This is a genomic window from Microlunatus capsulatus (genome assembly GCF_017876495.1).
In the GTDB taxonomy this organism is placed as follows: Bacteria; Actinomycetota; Actinomycetes; order Propionibacteriales; family Propionibacteriaceae; genus Microlunatus; species Microlunatus capsulatus.
Genome location: NZ_JAGIOB010000001.1, coordinates 4,267,770 through 4,288,538, shown reverse-complemented (window position 1 = coordinate 4,288,538; position 20,769 = coordinate 4,267,770). Strand labels below are relative to the sequence as shown.

The 20,769-nt window shown below is 73.7% G+C and carries 22 protein-coding genes; 13 read left to right on the top strand and 9 right to left on the bottom strand.

Going from position 1 to position 20,769, the window contains the following annotated elements:
- Positions 1–24: 24 nt before the first annotated feature.
- The 4 genes from JOF54_RS19905 to JOF54_RS19890 form a co-directional block, all read right to left on the bottom strand.
- The gene (locus JOF54_RS19905; protein WP_307804423.1) at positions 25–459 is read right to left on the bottom strand and encodes a hypothetical protein; all 435 of its coding nucleotides are present in this window, start codon (positions 457–459) and stop codon (positions 25–27) included.
- Positions 456–704 carry a DUF1059 domain-containing protein gene (locus JOF54_RS19900; RefSeq protein ID WP_210059106.1) on the bottom strand — a complete coding sequence of 83 codons (249 nt, stop codon included), beginning with the start codon at positions 702–704 and terminating at the stop codon, positions 456–458. Before JOF54_RS19900 ends, JOF54_RS19905 begins: the two co-directional genes overlap by 4 nt.
- Positions 704–1,732: a sigma-70 family RNA polymerase sigma factor gene (locus tag JOF54_RS19895; RefSeq protein WP_307804422.1), complete on the bottom strand. Its 1,029-nt coding sequence runs from the start codon at positions 1,730–1,732 to the stop codon at positions 704–706. The genes JOF54_RS19900 and JOF54_RS19895 overlap by 1 nt, the downstream gene beginning before the upstream one ends.
- 99 nt (positions 1,733–1,831) lie before the next feature.
- The gene (locus JOF54_RS19890; protein WP_307804421.1) at positions 1,832–2,890 is read right to left on the bottom strand and encodes a LacI family DNA-binding transcriptional regulator; all 1,059 of its coding nucleotides are present in this window, start codon (positions 2,888–2,890) and stop codon (positions 1,832–1,834) included.
- 122 nt (positions 2,891–3,012) lie between these two features.
- Between JOF54_RS19890 and JOF54_RS19885 the strand changes: the two genes are divergently transcribed.
- Positions 3,013–3,840 (top strand): sugar phosphate isomerase/epimerase family protein, encoded by an 828-nt coding sequence (locus tag JOF54_RS19885; RefSeq protein ID WP_210059103.1) that lies wholly within the window; start codon positions 3,013–3,015, stop codon positions 3,838–3,840.
- 49 nt (positions 3,841–3,889) lie between these two features.
- Positions 3,890–4,801: a sugar phosphate isomerase/epimerase family protein gene (locus tag JOF54_RS19880; RefSeq protein WP_210059101.1), complete on the top strand. Its 912-nt coding sequence runs from the start codon at positions 3,890–3,892 to the stop codon at positions 4,799–4,801.
- An 18-nt stretch (positions 4,802–4,819) separates the two neighbouring features.
- Here the strand turns inward: JOF54_RS19880 and JOF54_RS19875 are convergent, their stop codons facing one another.
- Positions 4,820–5,311: a MarR family winged helix-turn-helix transcriptional regulator gene (locus JOF54_RS19875; protein ID WP_210059099.1), complete on the bottom strand. Its 492-nt coding sequence runs from the start codon at positions 5,309–5,311 to the stop codon at positions 4,820–4,822.
- 386 nt (positions 5,312–5,697) lie between these two features.
- Here JOF54_RS19875 and JOF54_RS19870 point away from each other — a divergent pair, with 386 nt between their 5' ends.
- Complete coding sequence (locus JOF54_RS19870; protein WP_210059097.1) at positions 5,698–5,919, top strand: DUF4332 domain-containing protein; 222 nt, start codon at positions 5,698–5,700, stop codon at positions 5,917–5,919.
- A gap of 10 nt (positions 5,920–5,929) precedes the next feature.
- Here the strand turns inward: JOF54_RS19870 and JOF54_RS19865 are convergent, their stop codons facing one another.
- The 3 genes from JOF54_RS19865 to JOF54_RS19855 are packed head-to-tail and all read right to left on the bottom strand — an operon-like array spanning position 5,930 to position 9,137.
- Positions 5,930–7,312: an ABC transporter substrate-binding protein gene (locus JOF54_RS19865; RefSeq protein ID WP_210059743.1), complete on the bottom strand. Its 1,383-nt coding sequence runs from the start codon at positions 7,310–7,312 to the stop codon at positions 5,930–5,932.
- Positions 7,312–8,211 carry a carbohydrate ABC transporter permease gene (locus JOF54_RS19860; RefSeq protein ID WP_210059095.1) on the bottom strand — a complete coding sequence of 300 codons (900 nt, stop codon included), beginning with the start codon at positions 8,209–8,211 and terminating at the stop codon, positions 7,312–7,314. Before JOF54_RS19860 ends, JOF54_RS19865 begins: the two co-directional genes overlap by 1 nt.
- Complete coding sequence (locus tag JOF54_RS19855) at positions 8,211–9,137, bottom strand: carbohydrate ABC transporter permease (protein WP_307804419.1); 927 nt, start codon at positions 9,135–9,137, stop codon at positions 8,211–8,213. The genes JOF54_RS19860 and JOF54_RS19855 overlap by 1 nt, the downstream gene beginning before the upstream one ends.
- A gap of 244 nt (positions 9,138–9,381) precedes the next feature.
- On the opposite strand from JOF54_RS19855, the gene JOF54_RS19850 reads away from it, so the two are divergent.
- Positions 9,382–10,758: a flagellar basal body-associated FliL family protein gene (locus JOF54_RS19850; RefSeq protein WP_210059093.1), complete on the top strand. Its 1,377-nt coding sequence runs from the start codon at positions 9,382–9,384 to the stop codon at positions 10,756–10,758.
- A gap of 58 nt (positions 10,759–10,816) precedes the next feature.
- Here JOF54_RS19850 and JOF54_RS19845 read toward each other — a convergent pair whose 3' ends face one another.
- Entirely contained in the window at positions 10,817–11,251 is a 435-nt protein-coding gene (locus tag JOF54_RS19845) for a VOC family protein (RefSeq protein WP_210059091.1), read from the bottom strand.
- Positions 11,252–11,352: 101 nt separating this feature from the next.
- Here JOF54_RS19845 and JOF54_RS19840 point away from each other — a divergent pair, with 101 nt between their 5' ends.
- From JOF54_RS19840 to JOF54_RS19800, 9 genes are all read left to right on the top strand, one after another.
- Complete coding sequence (locus tag JOF54_RS19840; protein WP_210059089.1) at positions 11,353–13,218, top strand: glycoside hydrolase family 15 protein; 1,866 nt, start codon at positions 11,353–11,355, stop codon at positions 13,216–13,218.
- Positions 13,219–13,469: 251 nt separating this feature from the next.
- Entirely contained in the window at positions 13,470–13,733 is a 264-nt protein-coding gene (locus tag JOF54_RS19835; RefSeq protein WP_210059087.1) for a hypothetical protein, read from the top strand.
- Between the two features lie 26 nt (positions 13,734–13,759).
- Positions 13,760–14,893: a YihY/virulence factor BrkB family protein gene (locus JOF54_RS19830; protein ID WP_307804417.1), complete on the top strand. Its 1,134-nt coding sequence runs from the start codon at positions 13,760–13,762 to the stop codon at positions 14,891–14,893.
- A 264-nt stretch (positions 14,894–15,157) separates the two neighbouring features.
- Positions 15,158–16,900: a nitrite/sulfite reductase gene (locus JOF54_RS19825; protein WP_210059085.1), complete on the top strand. Its 1,743-nt coding sequence runs from the start codon at positions 15,158–15,160 to the stop codon at positions 16,898–16,900.
- Positions 16,897–17,082: a hypothetical protein gene (locus JOF54_RS19820; RefSeq protein WP_210059765.1), complete on the top strand. Its 186-nt coding sequence runs from the start codon at positions 16,897–16,899 to the stop codon at positions 17,080–17,082. Before JOF54_RS19825 ends, JOF54_RS19820 begins: the two co-directional genes overlap by 4 nt.
- Complete coding sequence (locus JOF54_RS19815; RefSeq protein ID WP_210059083.1) at positions 17,079–17,768, top strand: phosphoadenylyl-sulfate reductase; 690 nt, start codon at positions 17,079–17,081, stop codon at positions 17,766–17,768. Before JOF54_RS19820 ends, JOF54_RS19815 begins: the two co-directional genes overlap by 4 nt.
- Complete coding sequence (gene cysC, locus JOF54_RS19810; RefSeq protein ID WP_210059081.1) at positions 17,765–18,361, top strand: adenylyl-sulfate kinase; 597 nt, start codon at positions 17,765–17,767, stop codon at positions 18,359–18,361. Before JOF54_RS19815 ends, cysC begins: the two co-directional genes overlap by 4 nt.
- On the top strand, positions 18,358–19,323 hold the full coding sequence (gene cysD / locus JOF54_RS19805; RefSeq protein WP_210059079.1) for a sulfate adenylyltransferase subunit CysD: 966 nt from the start codon (positions 18,358–18,360) through the stop codon (positions 19,321–19,323). Before cysC ends, cysD begins: the two co-directional genes overlap by 4 nt.
- Positions 19,323–20,759: a sulfate adenylyltransferase subunit 1 gene (locus tag JOF54_RS19800; RefSeq protein ID WP_210059077.1), complete on the top strand. Its 1,437-nt coding sequence runs from the start codon at positions 19,323–19,325 to the stop codon at positions 20,757–20,759. Before cysD ends, JOF54_RS19800 begins: the two co-directional genes overlap by 1 nt.
- Positions 20,760–20,769 lie beyond the last annotated feature (10 nt).

The following is a 20,769-nucleotide window of genomic DNA, read 5'->3' as shown; positions in this document are numbered from 1 at the left end:
CCCGCCGCCGGACCGGGCGCCCGCTCAGCCCGCCGCCCGCGCGACGAGCGTCCGCAGCCGCTCCTCGTTCTCCGGGCCCCACCGCAGCAGCGCGTACGACGTCGGCCACAGCGTCCCGTCGTCGAGCCGGGCCGCGTCGCCGAAGCCGACGACGTGGTAGCGGGTGCCGCCCTTGGAGGCGCTGGTGAAGAAGCAGACGACGCCACCGCGGCGACCCGGCCGGGCGTAGGCCGGGAACCCGTACCAGGTGCGGGGCACCAGCTCGGGTGCCGCGTCGCGGACGAGGGCGTGGAAGGCGAGGGCGACGCCTCGCTCCTCCTCCGGCAGCCTGTCGACGGCGGCCAGCACGTCCTGCTCCCCGTCGGACCCCCCGGCCTGCGCCCGCAGCTCGGCCGCCCGCTCCCGGACCGCGGCCCGCTCCCGGGCCGACAGCCCGTCGGCGCCCCGCTCGTCGCTCACCGGACGGGCCGCTCGGCGAAGGCCCGCTTGACGCCGTTGTACCAGTCGAGGGAGCGCTTCGGGTGCCGCCAGCGGCCCTTCATCGCGTCGCGCGCCTCCTGGTGGCCGGCGTCGCCGGCGCGCTCCGCCTCCTTGAGGTGGCGGTCCTGCGCGTTGATCACCTCGTCGGCGGTCGTGCCCTCGTGCTCGAGGTCGCACGGCCCGCCGAGGTCGCGGCAGGTCATCGTCTTCGTCGGTGCGGTCATCAGGTCTCCTGGTGCTCGTCGGGGTGTTGGTCATCGGGGCGGTGGTCCTCGGGGCGGCGCCCCTCGGGGTCGTCCTCGCCCTGCTCGACGTCCGGCTCGGCCGTGGTGTGACCGGGGCGCGCACCCCGGCTGCGGCGGTCCGGGCCCTCGCGCCGCTCCACGTCGGCCAGCGCGGCGACCTCGGCGCGGAAGGTGATGTGGGCGACGACCCCGTCGACGACGGCGAAGTCGAACAGCACCGCGGGACGGCCGCGGTGGAACCAGGCCGCGCCGGGCCGGTCGGCGGCGAACACGGGCAGCGCCGCGTGGGCGCTGCCGTGGAAGAAGGCGGCCACGGCGCTGCGGCCCTCGATCCGTCGGGGGGTCCCGGCGGCGACGGCCGCGGGGTCCGCGCTCACGCCGACGTCGGGGGCGAGCAGCGTCAGCAGCCGGTCGAAGTCGCCCTCCCGGGCCGCGGCCATGAAGGCGTCGACGACCTCCCAGGTGGCCAGCCGGTCCTCGGCGGCGGGCTGGCGCACCTTGGCCCGGGCCCGCGAGGCGAGCTTGCGGGCCGCCGCCGGGGTGCTGCCGAGGGCGGCGGCGATGGTCGGGAAGTCGAAGCCGAACGAGTCGTGCAGGACGAAGGCCACCCGCTCGGCCGGGGTGAGCCGCTCCAGCACCACCTGCAGCGCGACGCCGACGGTGTCGGCCAGCGCCACCTCCTCGGCCGGGTCGGGCGCGGGCCCGACGGCGTCCAGGGGTTCCACGGGCACCGGCACCCGGGCCCGCAGCCGGTCCAGGCACAGCCGGGTGGTGACGGTGGTGAGCCAGGCGGGCAGGTTCTCCACCGGCTCGGTGGTCGCGTGCAGCCGCAGCCACGCCTGCTGCACGACGTCCTCGGCGCCGCTCGGGTCGTCGAGGACCCGGGCGGCCAGCCGCCGCAGCCGCGGCCGCTCGGCCTCGAACGCCGCCGCCCCGCCGGCGTCCCCCTCGGGCTCCGCCCGCTCCACCTCCACGTGCTGCCCCTCGACCTGCTCCGGCTCGGTCACGTCGCCGCTCCTCTCCGCCGCCGGCCACCGCCCGGTGCCCGGCACCCTGCTGACGCGCGGCCCGTCCCCGGTGTGACCGGCGCCGCCGGGCCCGCCACGTCAGCCCCCGGTGCCCCGGCCGGCGTGCGGCCCGGTCGAGCCCCGCACCACCAGCCGCGCCGGCAGCAGCACCGGCTCGAGCTCCTCCGGGCGCCGCCGGTCGGTGCTCTTCAGCAGGTGGTTGACCGCCGCGGAGCCGAGGCTGACCAGGGGCGAGGCCAGCGTCGTCAGCCCGGGCTGGACCAGCTCGGCGTCGACGATGTTGTCGAACCCCACCACCCGCACCTCCTGGGGCACCGCGACCCCGGCCGCGGTCACCGTCCGGATGAACCCGATGGCCAGCAGGTCGTTGTAGGCGATGACCCCGGGCGTGCGGTGCTCCAGCCACTCCTCCGCCGCGGCCGCCCCGCCGCGCATCGTCGGCTCCTGGCACCCGACCCGGCGCACCCGCAGGCCCAGCTCCATCCCGGCCTCGCGCAGCCCGCGCCAGCGCATCCCGTCCGACCAGGACGCCTCGGGCCCGGGCAGGTAGGTGATGGCGTCCACCCCGGCGCCGGCGAGGTGCTCGGTGGCGCGCTTCACGGCGCGGACGTTGTCGCTGGTCACCGAGGGCACCTGGCCGACCATCCGGTTGAGCACCACCAGGGGGCCCTGCTTGGCGACCTCGCGGATCGACGCGTCGGGCATCCGCGAGGAGGTCAGGACCACCCCGTCGACGAACGGCTGGACCCGGGCCAGGGCCGCCCGCTCGGCCACCTCGGACTCCTGGGTCTCGACGACGACGGCGGTGTAGCCGGCGTGCGCGGCGGTCCGCTCGGCGCCGCGGATCATCCCGAAGTAGACCGGGTTGGTGATGTCGGCGACGACGACGGCCAGCAGCGACGTCCGCCGGGTCGCCGGCCGGGCGATCCGGGTGGAGCGGTAGCCCAGCTCGTCGGCGACCTGCCGGATCCGCTCGGCGGTGCTGAAGCTGACCCGCCCCGGGTGGGCCAGGGCCCGGGACACCGTCGACGTGGCCACCCCGGCGGCCGCCGCCACGTCGTAGATGGTCGTCCGGCTCTGGGCGCTCGCCGCGTCCTGCCCGGCGGGCCCGCCGTGCCCGTCCACCTCGTCGACCACGGCACCACCCTGCCGGGGTGTGCCCCGATGAGCAACAAACGGCAACAACTGGTCGGGCCGGCGGCCGGGGTGCGTGGATGGGGAGGACCCACCCCCTACGCACCGGGACGAGACGACCTGCCATGTGGACCCTGTCCGGATTCTCCGACGAGATCTCGCCCGACTTCGCCGAGCAGTGCGCCCTCGTGGCCGAGCTGGGGCTGACCCACCTGGAGCTGCGCAGCGCCTGGGGCACCAACGTCCTGGACCTCGACGCCGACCAGCTGGACGCCGCCTCCGCCCTGCTGGCCGAGCACGACCTCGCCGTCTCCAGCATCGGCTCCCCCATCGGCAAGATCGGGATCGGCGACGACTTCGGCCCGCACCTGGAGCGGGCCCGGCACGCCGTCGAGGTCGCCCACCACTTCGGCGCGCCGTACGTGCGGATCTTCTCCTTCTTCGTCCCGGCCGACGTCGACCCCGACAGCGTCCGCGACGAGGTGCTGGACCGGATGCGCGCGCTGGCCGAGGTGGCGGCCGCCGGCCAGGTGGTGTTCCTGCACGAGAACGAGAAGGAGATCTACGGCGACATCCCCCGCCGCTGCCTCGACGTGGTCACCTCGGTCGGCTCGCCGCACCTGCAGCTGGCCTGGGACGCCGCCAACTTCGTGCAGGTGGGCGTGCGGCCCTTCAGCGAGGGCTACGCGTCCCTGCGGCCGCACCTGGCCTACGTGCAGATCAAGGACGCGCTGCTGGCCAGCGGCGAGGTCGTGCCGGCCGGCCGGGGCGACGGCGAGGTGGCCGAGACGATGCGGGCCCTGCACGCCGACGGCTTCGACGGCTTCTTCTCCCTGGAGCCGCACCTCAGCCAGACCCACGCCCTGGGCGGGTTCTCCGGCCCCGAGCTCTTCACCGAGGCCTGGCAGGCGTTCACCGACCTGCTGCGGGCCGAGGACATCCCCTTCGCCTGACCGCCCCACCCGACCGCCCCGCCGCACCCCGACCCGAAGGGCAGGACCCATGACCGACCCCGCGAGCTCCCCCACGACGACGGGCCGCCGGCAGCCGCAGGTGGCCGCCAACCCGATCCCCTACTGGTCGCGCGACGGCAAGACCCGCGAGGTGTTCGAGACCGCCTTCGCCGACTTCCAGAGGATCGGCTTCACGGCCGTCAAGGCCGACGTCCCCGAGGGCATGACCGCCGCGGAGTACGCCGACTGGATCGCCGGCTACGGCCTGCGTCCCTCGCTGAGCCTGTTCAGCAGCCCCTTCGACGAGACGATCGACATCGGCGAGGAGATGGAGCGGGCCAAGCGGTTCGCCGCCGACCAGGTGGCCCTCGGCCTCGACCGGACGATGATCTCCTCGATGGCCGTCCCGGCCCGGATGGAGCGCCCCGCCGTCGGCGCCGACTTCGACAAGGACCGGCTGGCGCTGGCCATCGAGAACGTCGGCGTCGTCTGCCAGGTGCTGCAGAGCCAGGGTCTGCGGCCGCTGCACCACAGCCACGTCGGCGGGGTCTTCGAGACCGAGGCCGAGGTGGTCGAGCTGCTCGACACCCTCGGACCCGACGTCATCGGCTTCGGCCCGGACACCGGTCACTTGGCGTGGGCCGGCGCCGACCCGGTCGCCCTCGTCCGGCGCTACGCCGACCGGGTCGGCGGCATCCACCTCAAGGACGTGTTCCCCGACTACCTCGACCCGGCCTCGCGCGAGGGGATGAGCTACCGCGACATCGGCTCCACCCAGCGGCTCTGGGCCGAGCCGGGCCTCGGCGTCGTCGACCTCGACGGCGTGATGGCCGCGCTGCCGACCGACTACGACGGCGACTACATGATCGAGGTCGACGTGCCCAGCGTCGACTCCCGCTACGACTCGCACGCGATGTCGTTCGCCTGGGCGCAGCGCGTGCTGCCGGACCTGGCCGGCTGACCCCGGCTCCCGGCCCGCTCAGCGAGCCGTCGGCTCCTCCGCGACGGGGGCCGACGGCTCCTCGTCGTGCCCGGCCATCCGCCGCGACTGCTCGTTGAGCCGGTCGGCGATGGAGCGCAGGACGTCCGCCACGTCGCCGAGCCGGGCGTCGGGTACGTCCTGCAGCGAGCTCAGCAGCCAGTCGTGGCTGGACCGGACCACGTCCTGCCCCTTGTCCGTCAGCCGCACCAGGGCTCGCCGCCGGTCGCTGGGGTGGGCGTAGCGCTCGGCGATCCCGCTGCGCTCCAGCCGGTCGACCAGCGCCGTCGAGGAGCCGCTGGTGATCCCGAGGTCGGTGGCGAGGTCGGTCTGTCCGCGGTCGCCGAAGACGGTGAGGTAGCTGATGGCCTGGGTCTCGGTGATCCCGAGGCCCAGCCGGTCGGCGAGCACCTGCCGGTACCGCTCACCGGCGAGGATGACCGCCCGCAGGTTGCGGATGGCCTCGTCGACCTCGTCGCCCTCTCGACTCACGCACGGGTCCTCTCCTCGGCGGTCCGCCGGGCGCGCACCTGGGCCAGCACTCTAGCGAACCTCCTCGGCCCGGCGACAACTCGACGAAACGACTACTTGACGAGCCGGAGGCTTGGTGCGAGGCTCGTCCCGACGGTCCTCCAACGGCGAAGGACCTCGCGGTCGGCGGTGGACCCGGTATCGGGGGATGACAGGGTCTGCCGCAGACCGGAGCCCGCTCACCGAGCGAGCCCCGCCGGCTTCAGCAGAGCAGGTCGGCCGGGCGGCTCCCAGCACCGCGACAGCGCAGCCGATCCCGTCCTCAGGCCCAGGGGTGTGGACAGCAGGTGCGGTCCGACCTACGGTTCACCCGTGGGGGTCGGACCCCTGCAGACCCAGGAGCCACCATGACCGCAGCCCAGGAGAACGACCTCCACGCGCTGAGAGGCATCGGGCCCAAGCACACCGCGATGCTCGAGTCTATCGGGGTCGACTCGATCAAGGAGCTCAGCCACCGCAACCCGGCCTCGCTCAAGGCGATGATCCTGGAGCGGCACGGCAGCGTGGTCGGCCTCTCCGAAGCGCAGGTCGCCGGCTGGATCGCCGAGGCGAAGAGCCTCCAGGGCTGATCCGGGCCGCTCAGCCTACCGAGTCGTTGTAGTTGGCGATCGACTCCGCGACGTTCTCCTGGACCTGCTGCAACGAGGCCACCGGGTCCTTGCCGATCAGCGCCCGCTCCAGGCCGTCCTCGGTGGCCTTCCGGATCTGCGGCATGGCCCCGGCGGCGCAGCCGGTGGTCGCCGGCTGCACCTGCGTGGCGTCGAGGGAGTCGATGGCGACCTGGAAGAGCGGGTTCTCGGCCAGGAACGCCTTGTCCTCCGGCTCGTCGAGCGCCGCCGTGGTCACCGGGAAGTAGCCGGTCTGGGTGTGCCAGAAGGCCTGGGTGTCAGGCTGGGCGAGGAACTGCGTGAACTGCCACGCGGCCTCCTTCTCGGCCTCGCTGTGCCCCGGACCGGAGATCCACAGGCTGGCCCCGCCGATGGAGGGGCCGAGCCCCGTCCGCTGCGTCCCGTTCACCACCGGGTAGGCCGCGGCACCCAGCTCGAACGTCCCCTCGGCGGCCGCGGTGAAGCCCTTGACCTGGCCGGTGGACTCCAGCGTCATCGCCGTCTGTCCCGCCTTGAAGGCGTCCTGGGCGTCCTTGGTGACCCGGCCGGTGTTGACGGCCAGCCCGTCGGCGACCATCTTCTGCCACCACTCGACGGTCTGCACGACCTCGGGCGAGGCGATGTTGGCCGAGCGGACGCGCTCCCCCGTCCGGCCGTTCTCGGCGTCGCAGAAGAGCTGGCCGGAGGTGGAGGCGAACTGCTCCAGCAGCCAGCCGTAGATGGCCGCGCCGAAGCCGTACTGGACCGGGCCGCCGTTGACCTTGCTGAGCTTCTCCGCCGCCGCCCGGATCTCCTCCAGGTTGCGCGGCGGCTTCTCGGGGTCCAGGCCGGCCGCCGCGAAGGCCGTCTTGTTGTAGTACAGCAGCGGGACCGAGCTGTTCAGCGGCATCGACCACTGCCGGCCCTGCACCGTGTAGTAGCCCGCGATGTTCTTCTGGATGCCGCCGAGGTCGTAGCCGTCGCGCGCCGCGAAGTCGCCGATCGGCACCACCTCGTGGCTGTCGATCATGAACTGGGTGCCGATGTCGTAGATCTGCATGATCGACGGCGTCGTGCTCGACTGCACCGACGCCTTGTACTTGGTGATCGCGTCGTCGTAGGTCCCCTGGAACACCGGCTTGACGACGACCTCCCCCTGGTGGGCGGCGTTGAACCGGTCGACGAGCGTGGTGAGCGCGATCCCGTTGCTCGCGTCCATCGAGTGCCAGAAGGTGATCTCGGTGACCCCGCCGGCCTTCTCCAGCGCGTCGGGGGCGGGCACCTGGAGGTTGCCCTCGGGGCGCCCGCCGCCGCACGCGGAGACGAGGGTCAGTCCGAGCACGCACAGCAGGGCGAGGAGCCGGCGGAGGCGCATCACTTCCCCGATCCGGCCGTCAGGCCCTTGACGATGAACCGCTGACCGAAGAGGACGAGCAGCAGGGTGGGCAGCAGGGCCAGCACCACGCCGGCCAGCACCATGCCCGGGTCGTTCGCGTCGACCGACTGCAGCTGGCTGATGCCGATCTGGATGGTCTGGTTCTCCGGCGCCTGGGTGATCAGCAGCGGCCAGAAGTACATGTTCCAGGCCGAGAGGAACGACCAGACCCCCAGCGCGGCCAGCGTCGGCCGGGTGAGCGGCACGAGGATCCGCCAGAGGAAGCCGAAGTTGCCGACGCCGTCGACCCGGGCCGCGTCGCGCAGCTCCATCGGGAAGGTCAGGAACGCCTGCCGGAGCAGGAAGATCCCGAAGCCGGCCGCCAGGTAGGGCAGGGCCAGCGCGGCGATGGTGTTGATCAGCCCGACCTGGGCGATGGCCAGGTAGTTCGGGATGATGATCGCCTCCCAGGGGATCATCATCGTGCTCAGCAGCAGGACGAACCAGAACCGCCGGGCGCGCAGCTCCAGGAAGACCAGGGCGTAGGCCGCCCCGACGCTGGTCACCAGCTGGCCGATGACGACGAGGACCGCCACCGCGGCCGAGTTCAGGTACTGCCGACCCAGCGGGATGACGTCGAGCGCGTTGGCGTAGTTCTCCAGGGCGAGGCCGCTGGAGGGCCACAGCTTGGCCGGGAAGCTGTTGATGTCGGCCGGCTTCATGAGGCTGCCGACCAGCCCGTAGTAGACGGGGAACAGCAGCACGAGGAACAGGACGCCCAGCAGCACGTAGGTGCCGACCGGGGTGCCGCCGTCGCGGCCGCGCCCCCGACGTCGGGTGGGGCGGTCCCCGCCCGGGGCGGTGCGGGCCGCGGGGGCCGGCGTGGTGAGGCTGGCCATCAGGCGTAGAACACCTTCCGCTCGAGGACCCCGAACTGGAACGCGGTGATCGCCAGGACCACCAGCAGCAGGACGATGGCCTGCGCCGAGCCGGCGCCGAAGTTCGAGTTGTTGTTGGCGAACGCGACGTCGTAGATGGAGTAGACGAGCGTCTCGGTCGAGCGGTCGGGACCGCCGCGGGTGAGGATGTGGATCTGGCCGAAGCTCTGCAGGGCCTGGATGGTGCCGGTGACGGCGAGGAAGAACAGCTGCGGGCTGACCAGCGGCAGCACCACCGACCACTGGAGCCGTGCACCCGACGCCCCGTCCAGCCGGGCGGCCTCCAGCACGTCGTCGGGCACGGCGCCGAGGCCGGCGGACAGCACCAGCAGGTTGTAGCCGACCTGCATCCACACCGAGGTGACCGCGACCGAGAGGAGCGCCCACGCCGGGTCCGTCAGCCAGCCCACCGGGGCGACGCCGAGCCGCGACAGCAGGCCGTTCACCACGCCGGTGGCCGGGTTGAGCATGACCCCGAACAGCACGGCGGCGGTGGCGACGGAGAAGGCGAACGGCAGGGCGAACGCGGTGCGGAAGAACTTCACCGCACGGATCCGGTTCTGCAGGGCCAGGGCGAGGACCAGCCCGATGACCATGCTCGGGATGACGGTGAGCAGCACGAACCCCAGCGTGACCAGCAGCACCTTGCCGAACCCCGGATCGGTGAACAGGTCGGCGTAGTGCTTCCAGCCGACGGAGCCGCTGGGTCGGCCGAAGAGGTCGCTGCGCTGGAACGACAGGTAGAAGGAGCGGGCGAGCGGCACGAAGAAGAAGGCCACGAACACCGCCAGCGCGGGGACGAGGTAGAGGAAGGCGCCCCAGCTCGGCCGGCTCCGGGGCCGGCGGCCCGTCCGCTCGCGCTCGGCCACCGACGTCACGGCGGTCACCGGGCCCGGCCTCGGCGCCGGGTGACCTCATTCACAGGGGACACGTCGGGAACCTATCCCGCGCTCCCCCGCCCGCGACGCCACCCCCGGAGCCCTGCGCGCGTCGCCGACGGCGGTCGGCTGGGGAAAGCCACCGCTCTTGGCCACGGATTGGTCAAGAAGCACCGTTCGCGGCCCTGCTGACCTCGGGGGCGGCTAGGGTCTGCGACCGAGCCCGCCCGCCCTGAGCCACCCGAGGAGAACCGTGACCGACGCCGAGCGCCCCGACGCGCAGCCCGAGCCGCGCGGCCCGCAGTTCCAGCCCGACCCCGCCACCGGACCCGGCCCCGCGTCGGGTCCCGGACCGCAGCCGGGCCCCCCGAACCCCTACGGCCAGCAGCCCCCCGCCAGCCCTGGCCAGCCCTACGGCCCGGGCCCCCAGGGTCAGCCCGGACCCGGGCAGCCCGGCCCCGGCCAGCCCTACGGCGGCGGACCGGCCACCTACAACGCGATCCCCGGCGCCCCCTACGGCCCCGGCCCCGGCGGTCCGGGTGGACCCACCGGCCCCGGTGGCCCCGGCGGCCCCTACGGCTCGCCGTACGGGCCCGGCGCGACCGGGAGCGGCGGCGGCAAGAAGTCCCGGCTGCCGCTCATCCTCATCGGCGCCGGCGTGGCGTTCCTGCTCCTCGTCGGCGGCATCACGGTCGCCGCCCTCACCGGCGGCGACGACGACGACGTGGCGACCGGCCCCGGCGGCAGCACCTCGGAGCCGGCCGCCGCCGCCAAGCCCTCTGACGTCGTCCGCGGCTACCTCGAGGCCGTGGCGGCCAGCGACGGCGAGGCGGCCATCGGCTTCCTCCGCACCCCGCCGGCCGACACCACCTTCATGACGAAGCCCGTGCTCGAGGCGTCGGCCAAGAAGGCCCCGCTGACGGCGATCGACGTGCCCGAGGTCACCGACGAGTACGTCTCCCGCGTGACGGCCCGCTACACCCTCGGCAAGCAGCCGGTCGTCGAGGAGTTCTCCGTCAGCGAGACGGGCGGGGCCTGGAAGATCACCCGCGGCGTCAACGAGTTCGACCTCAGCTACCAGCGCGACGAGACCCTGCCCCTGCTCATCAACGGCGTCGCGGTGGAGCAGGACAAGGTCACCCTGCTGCCCGGCACCTACGCCTTCACCACGTCCTCGAAGTGGGTGAGCTACGGCGACAAGGCCACCCTGACGCTCACCGGCCCCTCGGACTACACCTCGCCGCGGCTCACGCCCACGCTGACCAAGGACGCCAAGGCGGCCTTCCTCAAGAGCACCGAGGCCGCCCTTGACAAATGCCTCGACCAGCGCAAGCTCGCCCCGTCCGGCTGCCCCAACCGGCTCCGGGCCCGGGACAACCAGAAGGTCGACGAGAAGACCGTCCGTTGGTCGCTGACCAACGACCCGTTCAAGAACGCCCGGGTCACCTTGGACTACCAGGACCCGTCCGTGGTCGAGGGCACCTTCTACCCGAAGTACAACTTCAAGGCCGAGGGCACCGTCGACGGCCGGCGCGCCACCTTCGACGGCCCGCCGCTCGGGCTGTACTCCTTCACCTCCACCGGTGACCTCACCGGCGACTCGATCAAGGTGAAGCTCGCCCTGCGCTGAGCCCGCTCCCCACCTCCGAGCGCCGGTCCGTCACCCCGACGGGCCGGCGCTCGTGCGCTCAGGCCACGAAGATGCAGAACGGGTGCCCGGCCGGGTCGGCGAAGACGTAGAGCGGCTCCTCCGGGTCGTCGAACCGGTCGTGCAGCACCGTCGCGCCGAGCTCCAGCGCCCGGTCGTGCTGGCGGCGGAGCTCCTCGGCCGAGCCGACCGTCGTGTCGAGGTGCAGCATCTGCGCCTGGCCGGTCCCCGGCCACGTCGGACGCGGGGCGCGCTCGACCTGCTGGAAGGCCAGCCCGACGCCCTCTCCGTCGCCGTCGCGCAGCACCAGCCAGTCCCGACCGCGCTCGTCGGGCTGCCCGGGCGGCGGCGGCTCGTCGCCCGGCCTGTAGGCCAGGCCCAGCAGCCGGCGGTAGAACTCGGCGAGGCCGCGGGCGTCCTCGGTGTCCAGCACGACCTGGCGCAGCTTCGGCCCGGCCTCGGGCGGGGTGTCCATGGGGCCAGGCTGCCACCGCCGCCGGGGCCGCCGTCAAGACCCGGCACGCCGCTGACCACAGCCCGCCCGGGTGGGAGCGGGTCCGTAGGGTCGGGGGCACCATGGACCACGCACCCTCCTCCACGCCCGCCCTGCAGGTCGGCACCGGCCGGCTCACCTGGCAGGGCGGCGAGCCCGTCGAGGCCCCGGTCGACGAGCGCGACGCGCAGGGCTACGCCGACCTGCGGACCTACGCGACGATCGGCGACGGCCGGACCATCGGCCTCGTCGCCCGCGACGGCCGGATCGACTGGCTGCCGCTGCCCGACCTGCACAGCGCCGTCGCCTTCGGCGCCCTGCTGGACGCCGACAACGGCGGCCACGTGGCGCTCTGCCCGGACGAGGAGTTCACCGCCAGCCGCCGCTACGTCGAGGGCACCAACGTGCTGGAGACGACGTTCCGGACGGCGAGCGGCGTCGTCCGGGTGACCGACTCGCTGAACACCGGCGTGGCCGGCCGGCTGCCCTGGGCCGAGCTGGCGCGCCGCGTCGACGGCGTGGAGGGCTCGGTCGCGATGACCGGCCGGATCGTCCCCGGCACCTGCCTCAACACCGCGGCCCCCTGGATGCACGAGACGGTGCACGGCCAGGTCCTGCGGCTCGACGGCCTCACCCTGGCCCCGCGGACCCTCGCCGACGACGGCGTCGAGGTCGGCGACCGCGACGTCGTCGTCCGCTACACCACCGCGCCCGGCTCCCGGCACCTGCTGGGCCTGGTGGCGACCGAGGACGAGGCCCTCTTCCTGCCGGCGCCGGCGGACATCGACGAGGGCGTCGACCGGACGGTGGCGAACTGGCAGCGCTGGACGGGCACCTTCAGCTGGGACGGGCCCTGGGCGCCCGCCGTCGAGCGCAGCGCCCTGGTCCTCAAGCAGCTGATCTACGCCCCGACGGGCGCGCTGGCCGCGGCCGCGACCCCGTCGCTGCCCGAGTCGGCGGACGGCGGGAAGAACTGGGACTACCGCTACGCCTGGATCCGCGACATGGCCTACTCGCTGACGGCGCTGTTCCGGTTCGGCGTCCGCGAGGAGACCCACAGCGCCATGAGCTGGCTGCTGCGCACGATGCAGCGCTTCGTCGACGAGCCGCAGGTGTTCTACACGCTGAGCGGCGGCCTGCCCGACACCGAGCCGCGCCACCTCGACGTGCCCGGCTGGCGCGGCATCGGGCCCGTCGTCGACGGCAACGCGGCCAGCGACCAGCTGCAGCTCGGGGTCTTCGGCGACGTCTTCAGCATCGTCAAGCTGTACGTCGACCACGGCAACGTCCTCGACGACGCCACCGGCCGACAGCTCGCCGTCATCGCCGACCGCGCCTGCGACCTGTGGCGCAGCCGCGACTCGGGGATGTGGGAGCTGCACGACCTGCAGCACTACACGACGTCCAAGCTGGGCTGCTGGCACGCGCTGCAGCAGGCCGCCGACCTCGCCGACGTCGGGCAGGTCCCCGGCTCGGCCGACCGCTGGCGCAGCGAGGCCGCGCTGATCCGCACCTGGGTGGACGAGAACGCCTGGTCCGACGAGCGCGGCGCCTACCTCTGGTACCCGGGCAGCGACCGCCTCGACGCCTCGATCCTGCTGCACGCGATCAGCGGCTTCGACCGCGGCGAGCGGATGTCCTCCACCCTCGACGCGCTCCGCCGCGAGCTGGGCCACGGCCCGCACCTCTACCGCTACTCCGGTGCCGCGGAGGAGGAGGGCCTGTTCGTCGCCTGCTCCTACTGGATGGTCTCGGCCCTGCAGCTGGTGGGTCGTGGCGAGGAGGCTCGCGCGCTGATGGAGGAGCTGATGAGCGCGCCGAACGACGTCGGCCTGCTCGCCGAGATGGTGGACGCCGGGACGGGCGCCTTCCTGGGCAACCTGCCGCAGGGGCTCAGCCACCTGGCGCTGCTCAACGCCGCGATCACGGTGACCACCGGCGACCGCTGAGGTCCCCGCACCCCGGGCTCCCCGGCGCACGCCGGGCCGAACGTGCGGGGGGAGGCCGTCGTGCGGGAGGGGAGGTCCCGCGGACCGGGGGCGGGACCAACGGCCCAGGCCCTCGGTCACCGGCTCGCCGGCGCAGGGGTCACCCGCTTGCCCGGCGCCGTCGGGCTGCCTACGGTGGAGGGGCAGCGTCGCGACCAGGACCAGCCTCGGGGGCTGACCTCCGGCCCAGACGGCCGGGCCAGGACGTGCAGATGATCGACTTCACCGGGCAGCCGTGGCTGCCGCCGGTCCGCGACGCCTCCGGGCCGGTCGCCCTCGCCGACCTCCCACCCGTCGACGACCGCTACCTCGACGAGCTGCGGCTCGAGCCGGGCGCCCTGCTCCGGGTCGCCGAGCAGCTGGCCGCCCAGACCTTCGCCCTCGTCGGCGACGAGGTCACCTTCACCGCCCGCGGACCCGTCGGGGTCCGGCGCTGGCGCGGGCGGCTCGGCCGGCCCGGCGTCGTCCCGGTCTGAGGCGCCCGGTCGCCTACGCTGACCGGGTGACCAGGCGCGGCGGGACCCGCGCCGCCGCGGTCGCCCTCCCGCGCGGACGCCGCCGGTCGCAGGTCTGGTCGGTCGTGGTCCAGACCGTCGGCGCCTGCCTGCGGTACCGCGTCACCGGCCTCGCGGCCGAGGCGGCCTTCTTCGCGATCCTGTCGCTGCCGCCGCTGATCTTCGGCCTCGCCGGCGCGGTCGGGTACGTGGCCCGCCGCTTCGACGTCCGCACCATCGCCGGCTTCCAGGAGCAGGTGCTGGCCCTGTCCTCCCGGGTGCTCACCGAGGAGGCGGTGGCCGACGTCATCGCCCCCACCCTCGACGACGTGCTCTCGGGCGGGCGCTTCGAGGTCATCTCCGTCGGCTTCGTGCTGGCGCTGTGGTCGGGCTCGCGGGCGCTCAACGTCTTCGTCGACACGATCACGATCATGTACGGACTGGCCGGGCACCGGGGCATCGTCCGCACCCGGGCGCTGTCCTTCTCGCTCTACGTGGTGTTCCTGCTGGTCGGCACGCTGCTGGTCCCCCTGGTCCTCGCCGGTCCCGGGGTGGTCGACCGGCTGCTGCCCGCGAGCCTGGAGGTGCTCGGCGACCTCTACTGGCCGGTGGTGCTGCTGGGCTCGGTGTGCTTCCTGACCTCGCTCTACCACCTGTCGGTGCCGGTGCGCAGCCGCTGGCGGGCCGACCTCCCGGGCGCGGTGCTGACGCTGTCGTTCTGGATCGGCGGCAGCGTCCTGCTCCGCCTCGCGCTCAGCGCCAGCACCGGGTCCACGTCGATCTACGGACCGCTCGCGGCCCCCATCGCGGTGCTCGTCTGGCTCTACCTGATCTCCATCGCCGTGCTGATCGGCGCCGCCTTCAACGCCGCCGTCGACAAGGTCTGGCCGCGGCTCTCGGGCCTGCACCCGGACGACGCCGGAGCGGCGTCGGCGGAGGACCCGGCCGTCGACGAGGCCCCCTCCCGCGCTTCGCGGACGGCTCCGGAGGACGTCTGGGGCGAGGACGACGAGCCGGCCGACGAGCCCGTCACGCCGACCCGGGTGGAGGCCTCCGGCGGTCCCGCGCGACGCCGCTTCTTCCGCCCGCGCCGTCGTCCCCGCTTGGCGTCCCAGCATGCGGACACGATTCTCAAGAAGTGAGAATCGGATTTGATCGTGGACGACCGAGCGCCGAGGCTGAGCACGTGTGCATCGCTCCGGACCACCCGTGCGCCCGGCCCCGGCCGTCGCGCCAGGCCCCGGGTCGGCCCTCGGGGCTGACGGAGCGCCGCTACCTCGACCTCGGCCGGACCGAGTCGATGATGTGTCGTCGGCCCTGCCGCTGAACCCCCGGCATGCCCCCGCGCGCGACCCCGTCCCCGACGGCCGCGCAGGCCCGTGTGCAGCCCACCGATCGAGGACACGATGAGCACCGAGACCCCCGCCAGCCCGCGCCCCGCCGCTGACCGCCCCGCGGCCGCGACCCCCGCCCGCACCACCGCCGCCCGGCCGGCCGGCAAGCCCCGCCGCACCAAGGGCGAGGGCCAGTGGGCGCTGGGCTACCGCGAGCCGCTGAACGCCAACGAGCAGTCCAAGAAGGACGACAACCCGCTCAACGTGCGGGCGCGGATCGAGAACATCTACGCCCACGGCGGGTTCGCCTCCATCGACCCGGGCGACCTGCGCGGCCGCTTCCGCTGGTTCGGCCTCTACACCCAGCGCAAGCCCGGCATCGACGGCGGCAAGACGGCCACCCTCGACCCGTCGGAGCTGGATGACGAGTTCTTCATGCTCCGCATCCGCATCGACGGCGGCGCCCTGACCACCGACCAGCTGCGCGTCATAGGGCAGATCTCGGTCGACTTCGCCCGGGGCACCGCCGACGTCACCGACCGGCAGAACGTGCAGCTGCACTGGATCCGCGTCGAGGACGTGCCGGAGATCTGGCGCCGGCTGGAGGCCGTCGGGCTCAGCACCACCGAGGCCTGCGGCGACTGCCCCCGCGTCATCCTCGGCTCCCCCGTCGCCGGCATCGCCGCCGACGAGATCATCGACCCGACGCCGGCCATCGCCGACATCGTCGAGCGCTACATCGGCGACCCGCAGTACTCGAACCTGCCCCGCAAGTTCAAGACCGCGATCACCGGGCACCCGCTGCAGGACGTCGTCCCCGAGATCAACGACATCGCCTTCGTCGGCGTCGTCCACCCCGAGCACGGCCCCGGCTACGACCTGTGGGTCGGCGGCGGCCTGTCGACCAACCCGATGCTGGCCCAGCGCGTCGGCGCGTGGGTGCCCGGCGAGGAGGTCGCCGAGGTCTGGGCGGCCGTCTGCGCCGTCTTCCGCGACTACGGCTACCGGCGGCTGCGCACCCGGGCCCGGATCAAGTTCCTCGTCGCCGACTGGGGCGTGGAGAAGTTCCGCCAGGTGATGGAGGACGAGTACCTGCACCGCCGCCTCGTCGACGGCCCCGCCCCGGCGGTGCCCACCCGCTCCGGGGACCACGTCGGAGTCAACGAGCAGAAGGACGGCAAGTTCTTCGTCGGGCTGTCGGCTGTGGCCGGCCGGACCAGCGGCTCCGCCCTGCTCGGCCTGGCCGACGTCGTCGAGGCGCACGGCTCCACCCGCGTCCGCACCACGCCGATGCAGAAGCTGCTGGTGCTCGACGTCGAGGCCGACCAGGTCGAGTCGCTGTCGCAGGCCACCGAGGCGCTCGGCTGGTCGGCCCGGCCCGACGCCTGGCGCCGCTCGGTGATGGCCTGCACCGGCATCGAGTTCTGCAAGCTGGCCATCGTCGAGACCAAGGCGCGCGCCGCCACCGTCGTCGACCAGCTGGAGGCCCGGCTGGGGGCGCTGGACTCCCCCATCACCGTCCACCTCAACGGCTGCCCCAACTCCTGCGCGCGCATCCAGACCGCCGACATCGGCCTCAAGGGCCAGCTGGTCCCCGGGCCGGGCGGCGAGCAGGTCGAGGGCTTCCAGGTCCACCTGGGCGGCGGGCTCGGCCTCGACGCCGGCTTCGGCCGCAAGCTGCGCGGCCACAAGGTGACCGCCGACGAGCTGCCCGACTACGTCGAGCGCGTCGCCCGGGCCTTCGTGGCCGACCGGGCCGACGGCGAGCGCTTCGCCCAGTGGGTGGCGCGCGCCGACGAGGCGGTGCTGGTGTGAGCGCCCCCGCGAGCGGGGCGCACAGCTCGCGCCAGGCCGTCCTGTACTGCCCGTACTGCGCCGAGGAGACGCTGTTCCCCCGCGAGGAGGGCGGCTGGGAATGCCGCAGCTGCCTGCGGGCGTTCTCCGTCTCGTTCCTCGGCCTGGTCCCGGGCCGACGAGGACCGCAGGAGGAGCGATGAGCACCACCCTCGACCTGGCCGACCTGGCCCTGCACGCGAACGCCGAGCTGGAGGGCGCGAGCGCCCTGGAGATCATGGGCTGGGCCGCCGAGCGGTTCGGCTCCGGGCTCGTCGTGACGTCCTCGATGGCCGACACCGTGATGGTCCACCTGGCCGAGCAGGTGGCGCCGGGGGTCGACGTCGTCTTCCTCGACACCGGCTACCACTTCGTGGAGACCATCGGCACCCGGGACGCGGTCCGCGCCGTGCACGACGTCAACGTCATCGACGTGACCGCGGAGCTGACCGTGGCCGAGCAGGACGCCCGCTACGGCAAGGACCTGTTCGCCGCCGACCCCGACCGCTGCTGCGCGATGCGCAAGGTCGCCCCGCTGGGCCGGGCCCTCGAGCCCTACGCCGCCTGGGCCACCGGCCTGCGCCGCGCCGACTCCGCCGCCCGGGCGCACACGCCCGTCGTCTCCTGGGACGCGCGCCGCCACATCATCAAGGTGGCGCCCATCGCCACCTGGACCGACGCCGACGTGGCCGGCTACATCGAGCGGAACGGCCTGATGGTCAACCCGCTGCTGGAGGACGGCTACGCCTCCATCGGTTGCGAGCCCTGCACCCTGCCCAGCGCGGACGGCGACCTCCGCAGCGGCCGCTGGGCCGGCCGGGCCAAGACCGAGTGCGGGATCCACCTGTGAGCGCCCCGTCCACGTCCCGGGCCACCGCCCGGGCGGCGGGTCCGCGCCCCGACGCCGCCGGCGCCACCCTGTGGTTCACCGGCCTGCCCTCGGCCGGCAAGTCGACGATCGCGCACGCCCTCGCCGAGCAGCTGCGCGCCGAGGGCCGCCGGGTCCAGGTGCTCGACGGCGACGAGGTGCGCCCGCACCTCTCCGCCGGGCTCGGCTTCAGCCGCGCCGACCGCGACCTCAACGTCACCCGGATCGGCTGGGTGGCCCGGTTGCTGGCCGGCCACGGCGTGACGGTGCTCGTGCCCGTCATCGCCCCCTACGCCGCCGCCCGGCAGGCCGTCCGCCAGGCGCACGCCGAGGCCGACGTGCCCTTCGCCGAGGTCTTCGTCTCGACCTCGCTGGCGGTGGCGGAGTCCCGCGACGTCAAGGGCCTCTACGCCAAGGCCCGCCAGGGCGAGATCAGCGGCCTGACCGGCGTCGACGACCCCTACGAGGAACCCCGCAGCGCCGAGCTCGTGCTGGACACGGCCGAGGTCGACCTCGCCACGTCCGTCGAGCTGGCCGCCGCGCTGCTGACGGCGATCCGGGAGGACCAGCCATGACCCAGACCCAGAACCCGACCGGCACCAACCCCAGCACCGAGGTCCCCCGCCGCACCCCGCTGGGCGTGCAGCCGCTGACCGAGCTGCAGGCGCTGGAGTCGGAGTCGATCCACATCTTCCGCGAGGTCGCGGCCACCTTCCGCGCGCCGGTGATGCTGTTCTCCGGCGGCAAGGACTCGGTGGTCATGCTGCACCTGGCGGCCAAGGCCTTCTGGCCCGCGCCGATCCCCTTCTCGCTGCTGCACGTCGACACCGGGCACAACTTCCCCGAGGTGCTGCAGTACCGCGACGAGGCGACGACGTTCTACGGGGCGTCGCTGCGGGTCGCCTCGGTGCAGGACTACATCGACGACGGCCGGCTGCGCGAGCGCCCCGACGGCCAGCGCAACCCGCTGCAGACCGTCCCGCTGCTCGACGCCATCACCAGCGGCAAGCACGATGCTGTTTTCGGCGGCGGCCGGCGCGACGAGGAGCGGGCCCGGGCCAAGGAGCGCGTCTACTCGATGCGCGACGAGTTCGGCCAGTGGGAGCCGCGCAACCAGCGGCCCGAGCTCTGGTCGCTCTACAACGGCCGGCACCTGCCCGGCGAGCACGTCCGGGTGTTCCCGCTGTCCAACTGGACCGAGCTGGACGTCTGGGACTACATCGAGGCCGAGGGCATCGCCCTGCCCTCGATCTACTACGCGCACGAGCGCGAGGTCGTCGAGCGCGACGGGATGTGGATCGCGCTGACCCCGGTCACCCCGGCCCGCGACGGCGACGCCGTCGAGCGCCGCTCGGTGCGCTACCGCACCGTCGGGGACATGTCCTGCACCGCCGCCGTGCTGTCGGAGGCGACCACCGTCGCCGACGTCATCACCGAGGTGGGGCTGAGCCAGCTCACCGAGCGGGGCGCCACCCGCGCCGACGACCGGATGAGCGAGGCCGCCATGGAGGACCGCAAGCGAGAGGGGTACTTCTGATGCCCACCACGACCACCGCCGGCCCCACGACGGGTCCGGCCCGCGCCACGGGCGGTGACACCGGCCAGCGGCGGACGCTGCTGCGGCTGGCCACCGCCGGCTCTGTCGACGACGGCAAGTCCACCCTCGTCGGGCGGCTGCTGTTCGACACGAACTCGGTGCTCACCGACACCCTCGACCACGTCGAGCAGGTCAGCCGGCGCAAGGGCCTGGCCACGGCCGACCTGGCCCTGCTGACCGACGGCCTGCGCGCCGAGCGCGAGCAGGGCATCACCATCGACGTCGCCTACCGCTACTTCCACACCCCGGCGCGCAAGTTCATCCTGGCCGACTGCCCCGGGCACGTGCAGTACACCCGCAACACCGTCACCGGCTCCTCGACCGCCGACGTCATCGTGCTGCTGGTCGACGCGCGCAAGGGCGTCGTCGAGCAGACCCGCCGGCACCTGGCCGTGGCCTCGCTGCTGCGGGTGCCGCACGTCGTCCTCGTGGTCAACAAGATCGACCTCGTCGACTACGCCCAGGACGTCTTCACCCGGATCGCCACCGACTTCTCGGTGCTGGCCCGCAGCCTGGGCGTCATCGACAGCCACTGCATCCCCGTCTCGGCCACCGAGGGGGACAACGTGGTGACCCGCTCGTCGCGGACGCCCTGGTACGAGGGCCCGACGGTGCTCGGCTACCTGGAGACCGTCGACGACACCAAGCGGGCCGTCGGCGCCGACCTGCGCTTCCCCGTCCAGCACGTCATCCGGCCTCAGGGCGCGCCGCTGGCCCCGTGGGCCGCCTCGGCGCCCGCCGTCGACGCCGACTACCGCGGCTACGCCGGCAAGGTGGAGTCGGGCCGGGTGCGCGTCGGCGAGGAGGTCGTCGTCCTGCCGCGCGGCTCGCACGCGAGGGTCGTGGCCGTCGACACCCCGGACGGCCCGCTGCAGGAGGCCGTCGCCGGCCAGTCGGTGACGCTGCGGCTGGACACCGACATCGACGTCTCGCGCGGCGACGTCCTCGCCGGCACCGACGCCCCGCCCGCCCCCGTCCGCGAGCTCACCGGCACCGTCTGCTGGCTGGCCGAGCGGACCCTGACGGTCGGCGCCCGCGTCCTGGTCCAGCACGGCACCGCGCTGACCAAGGGGATCGTCCGCTCGGTCGACGGGGCCCTCGACCTCGCCTTCGACTCCGGCGGCGCGCCCCACTGGGAGCCGGCCACCCAGCTCGGCCTCAACGACATCGGGCGGGTCAGGATCGCCCTGGCCACCCCGCTGCCCCTCGACTCCTACAAGGAGCACCGGGCGACCGGAGCCTTCATCCTCGTCGACGAGGCGGACGGCTGGACGCTCGGCGCCGGCATGGCGGGCAGCACCGCCATCCCCACGGGACCGGTCTCCGGCCCCACCCCCACCGCCGCCAAGGTCGACGGCACCACACCGCAGAAGTAAGGAGGAGCAC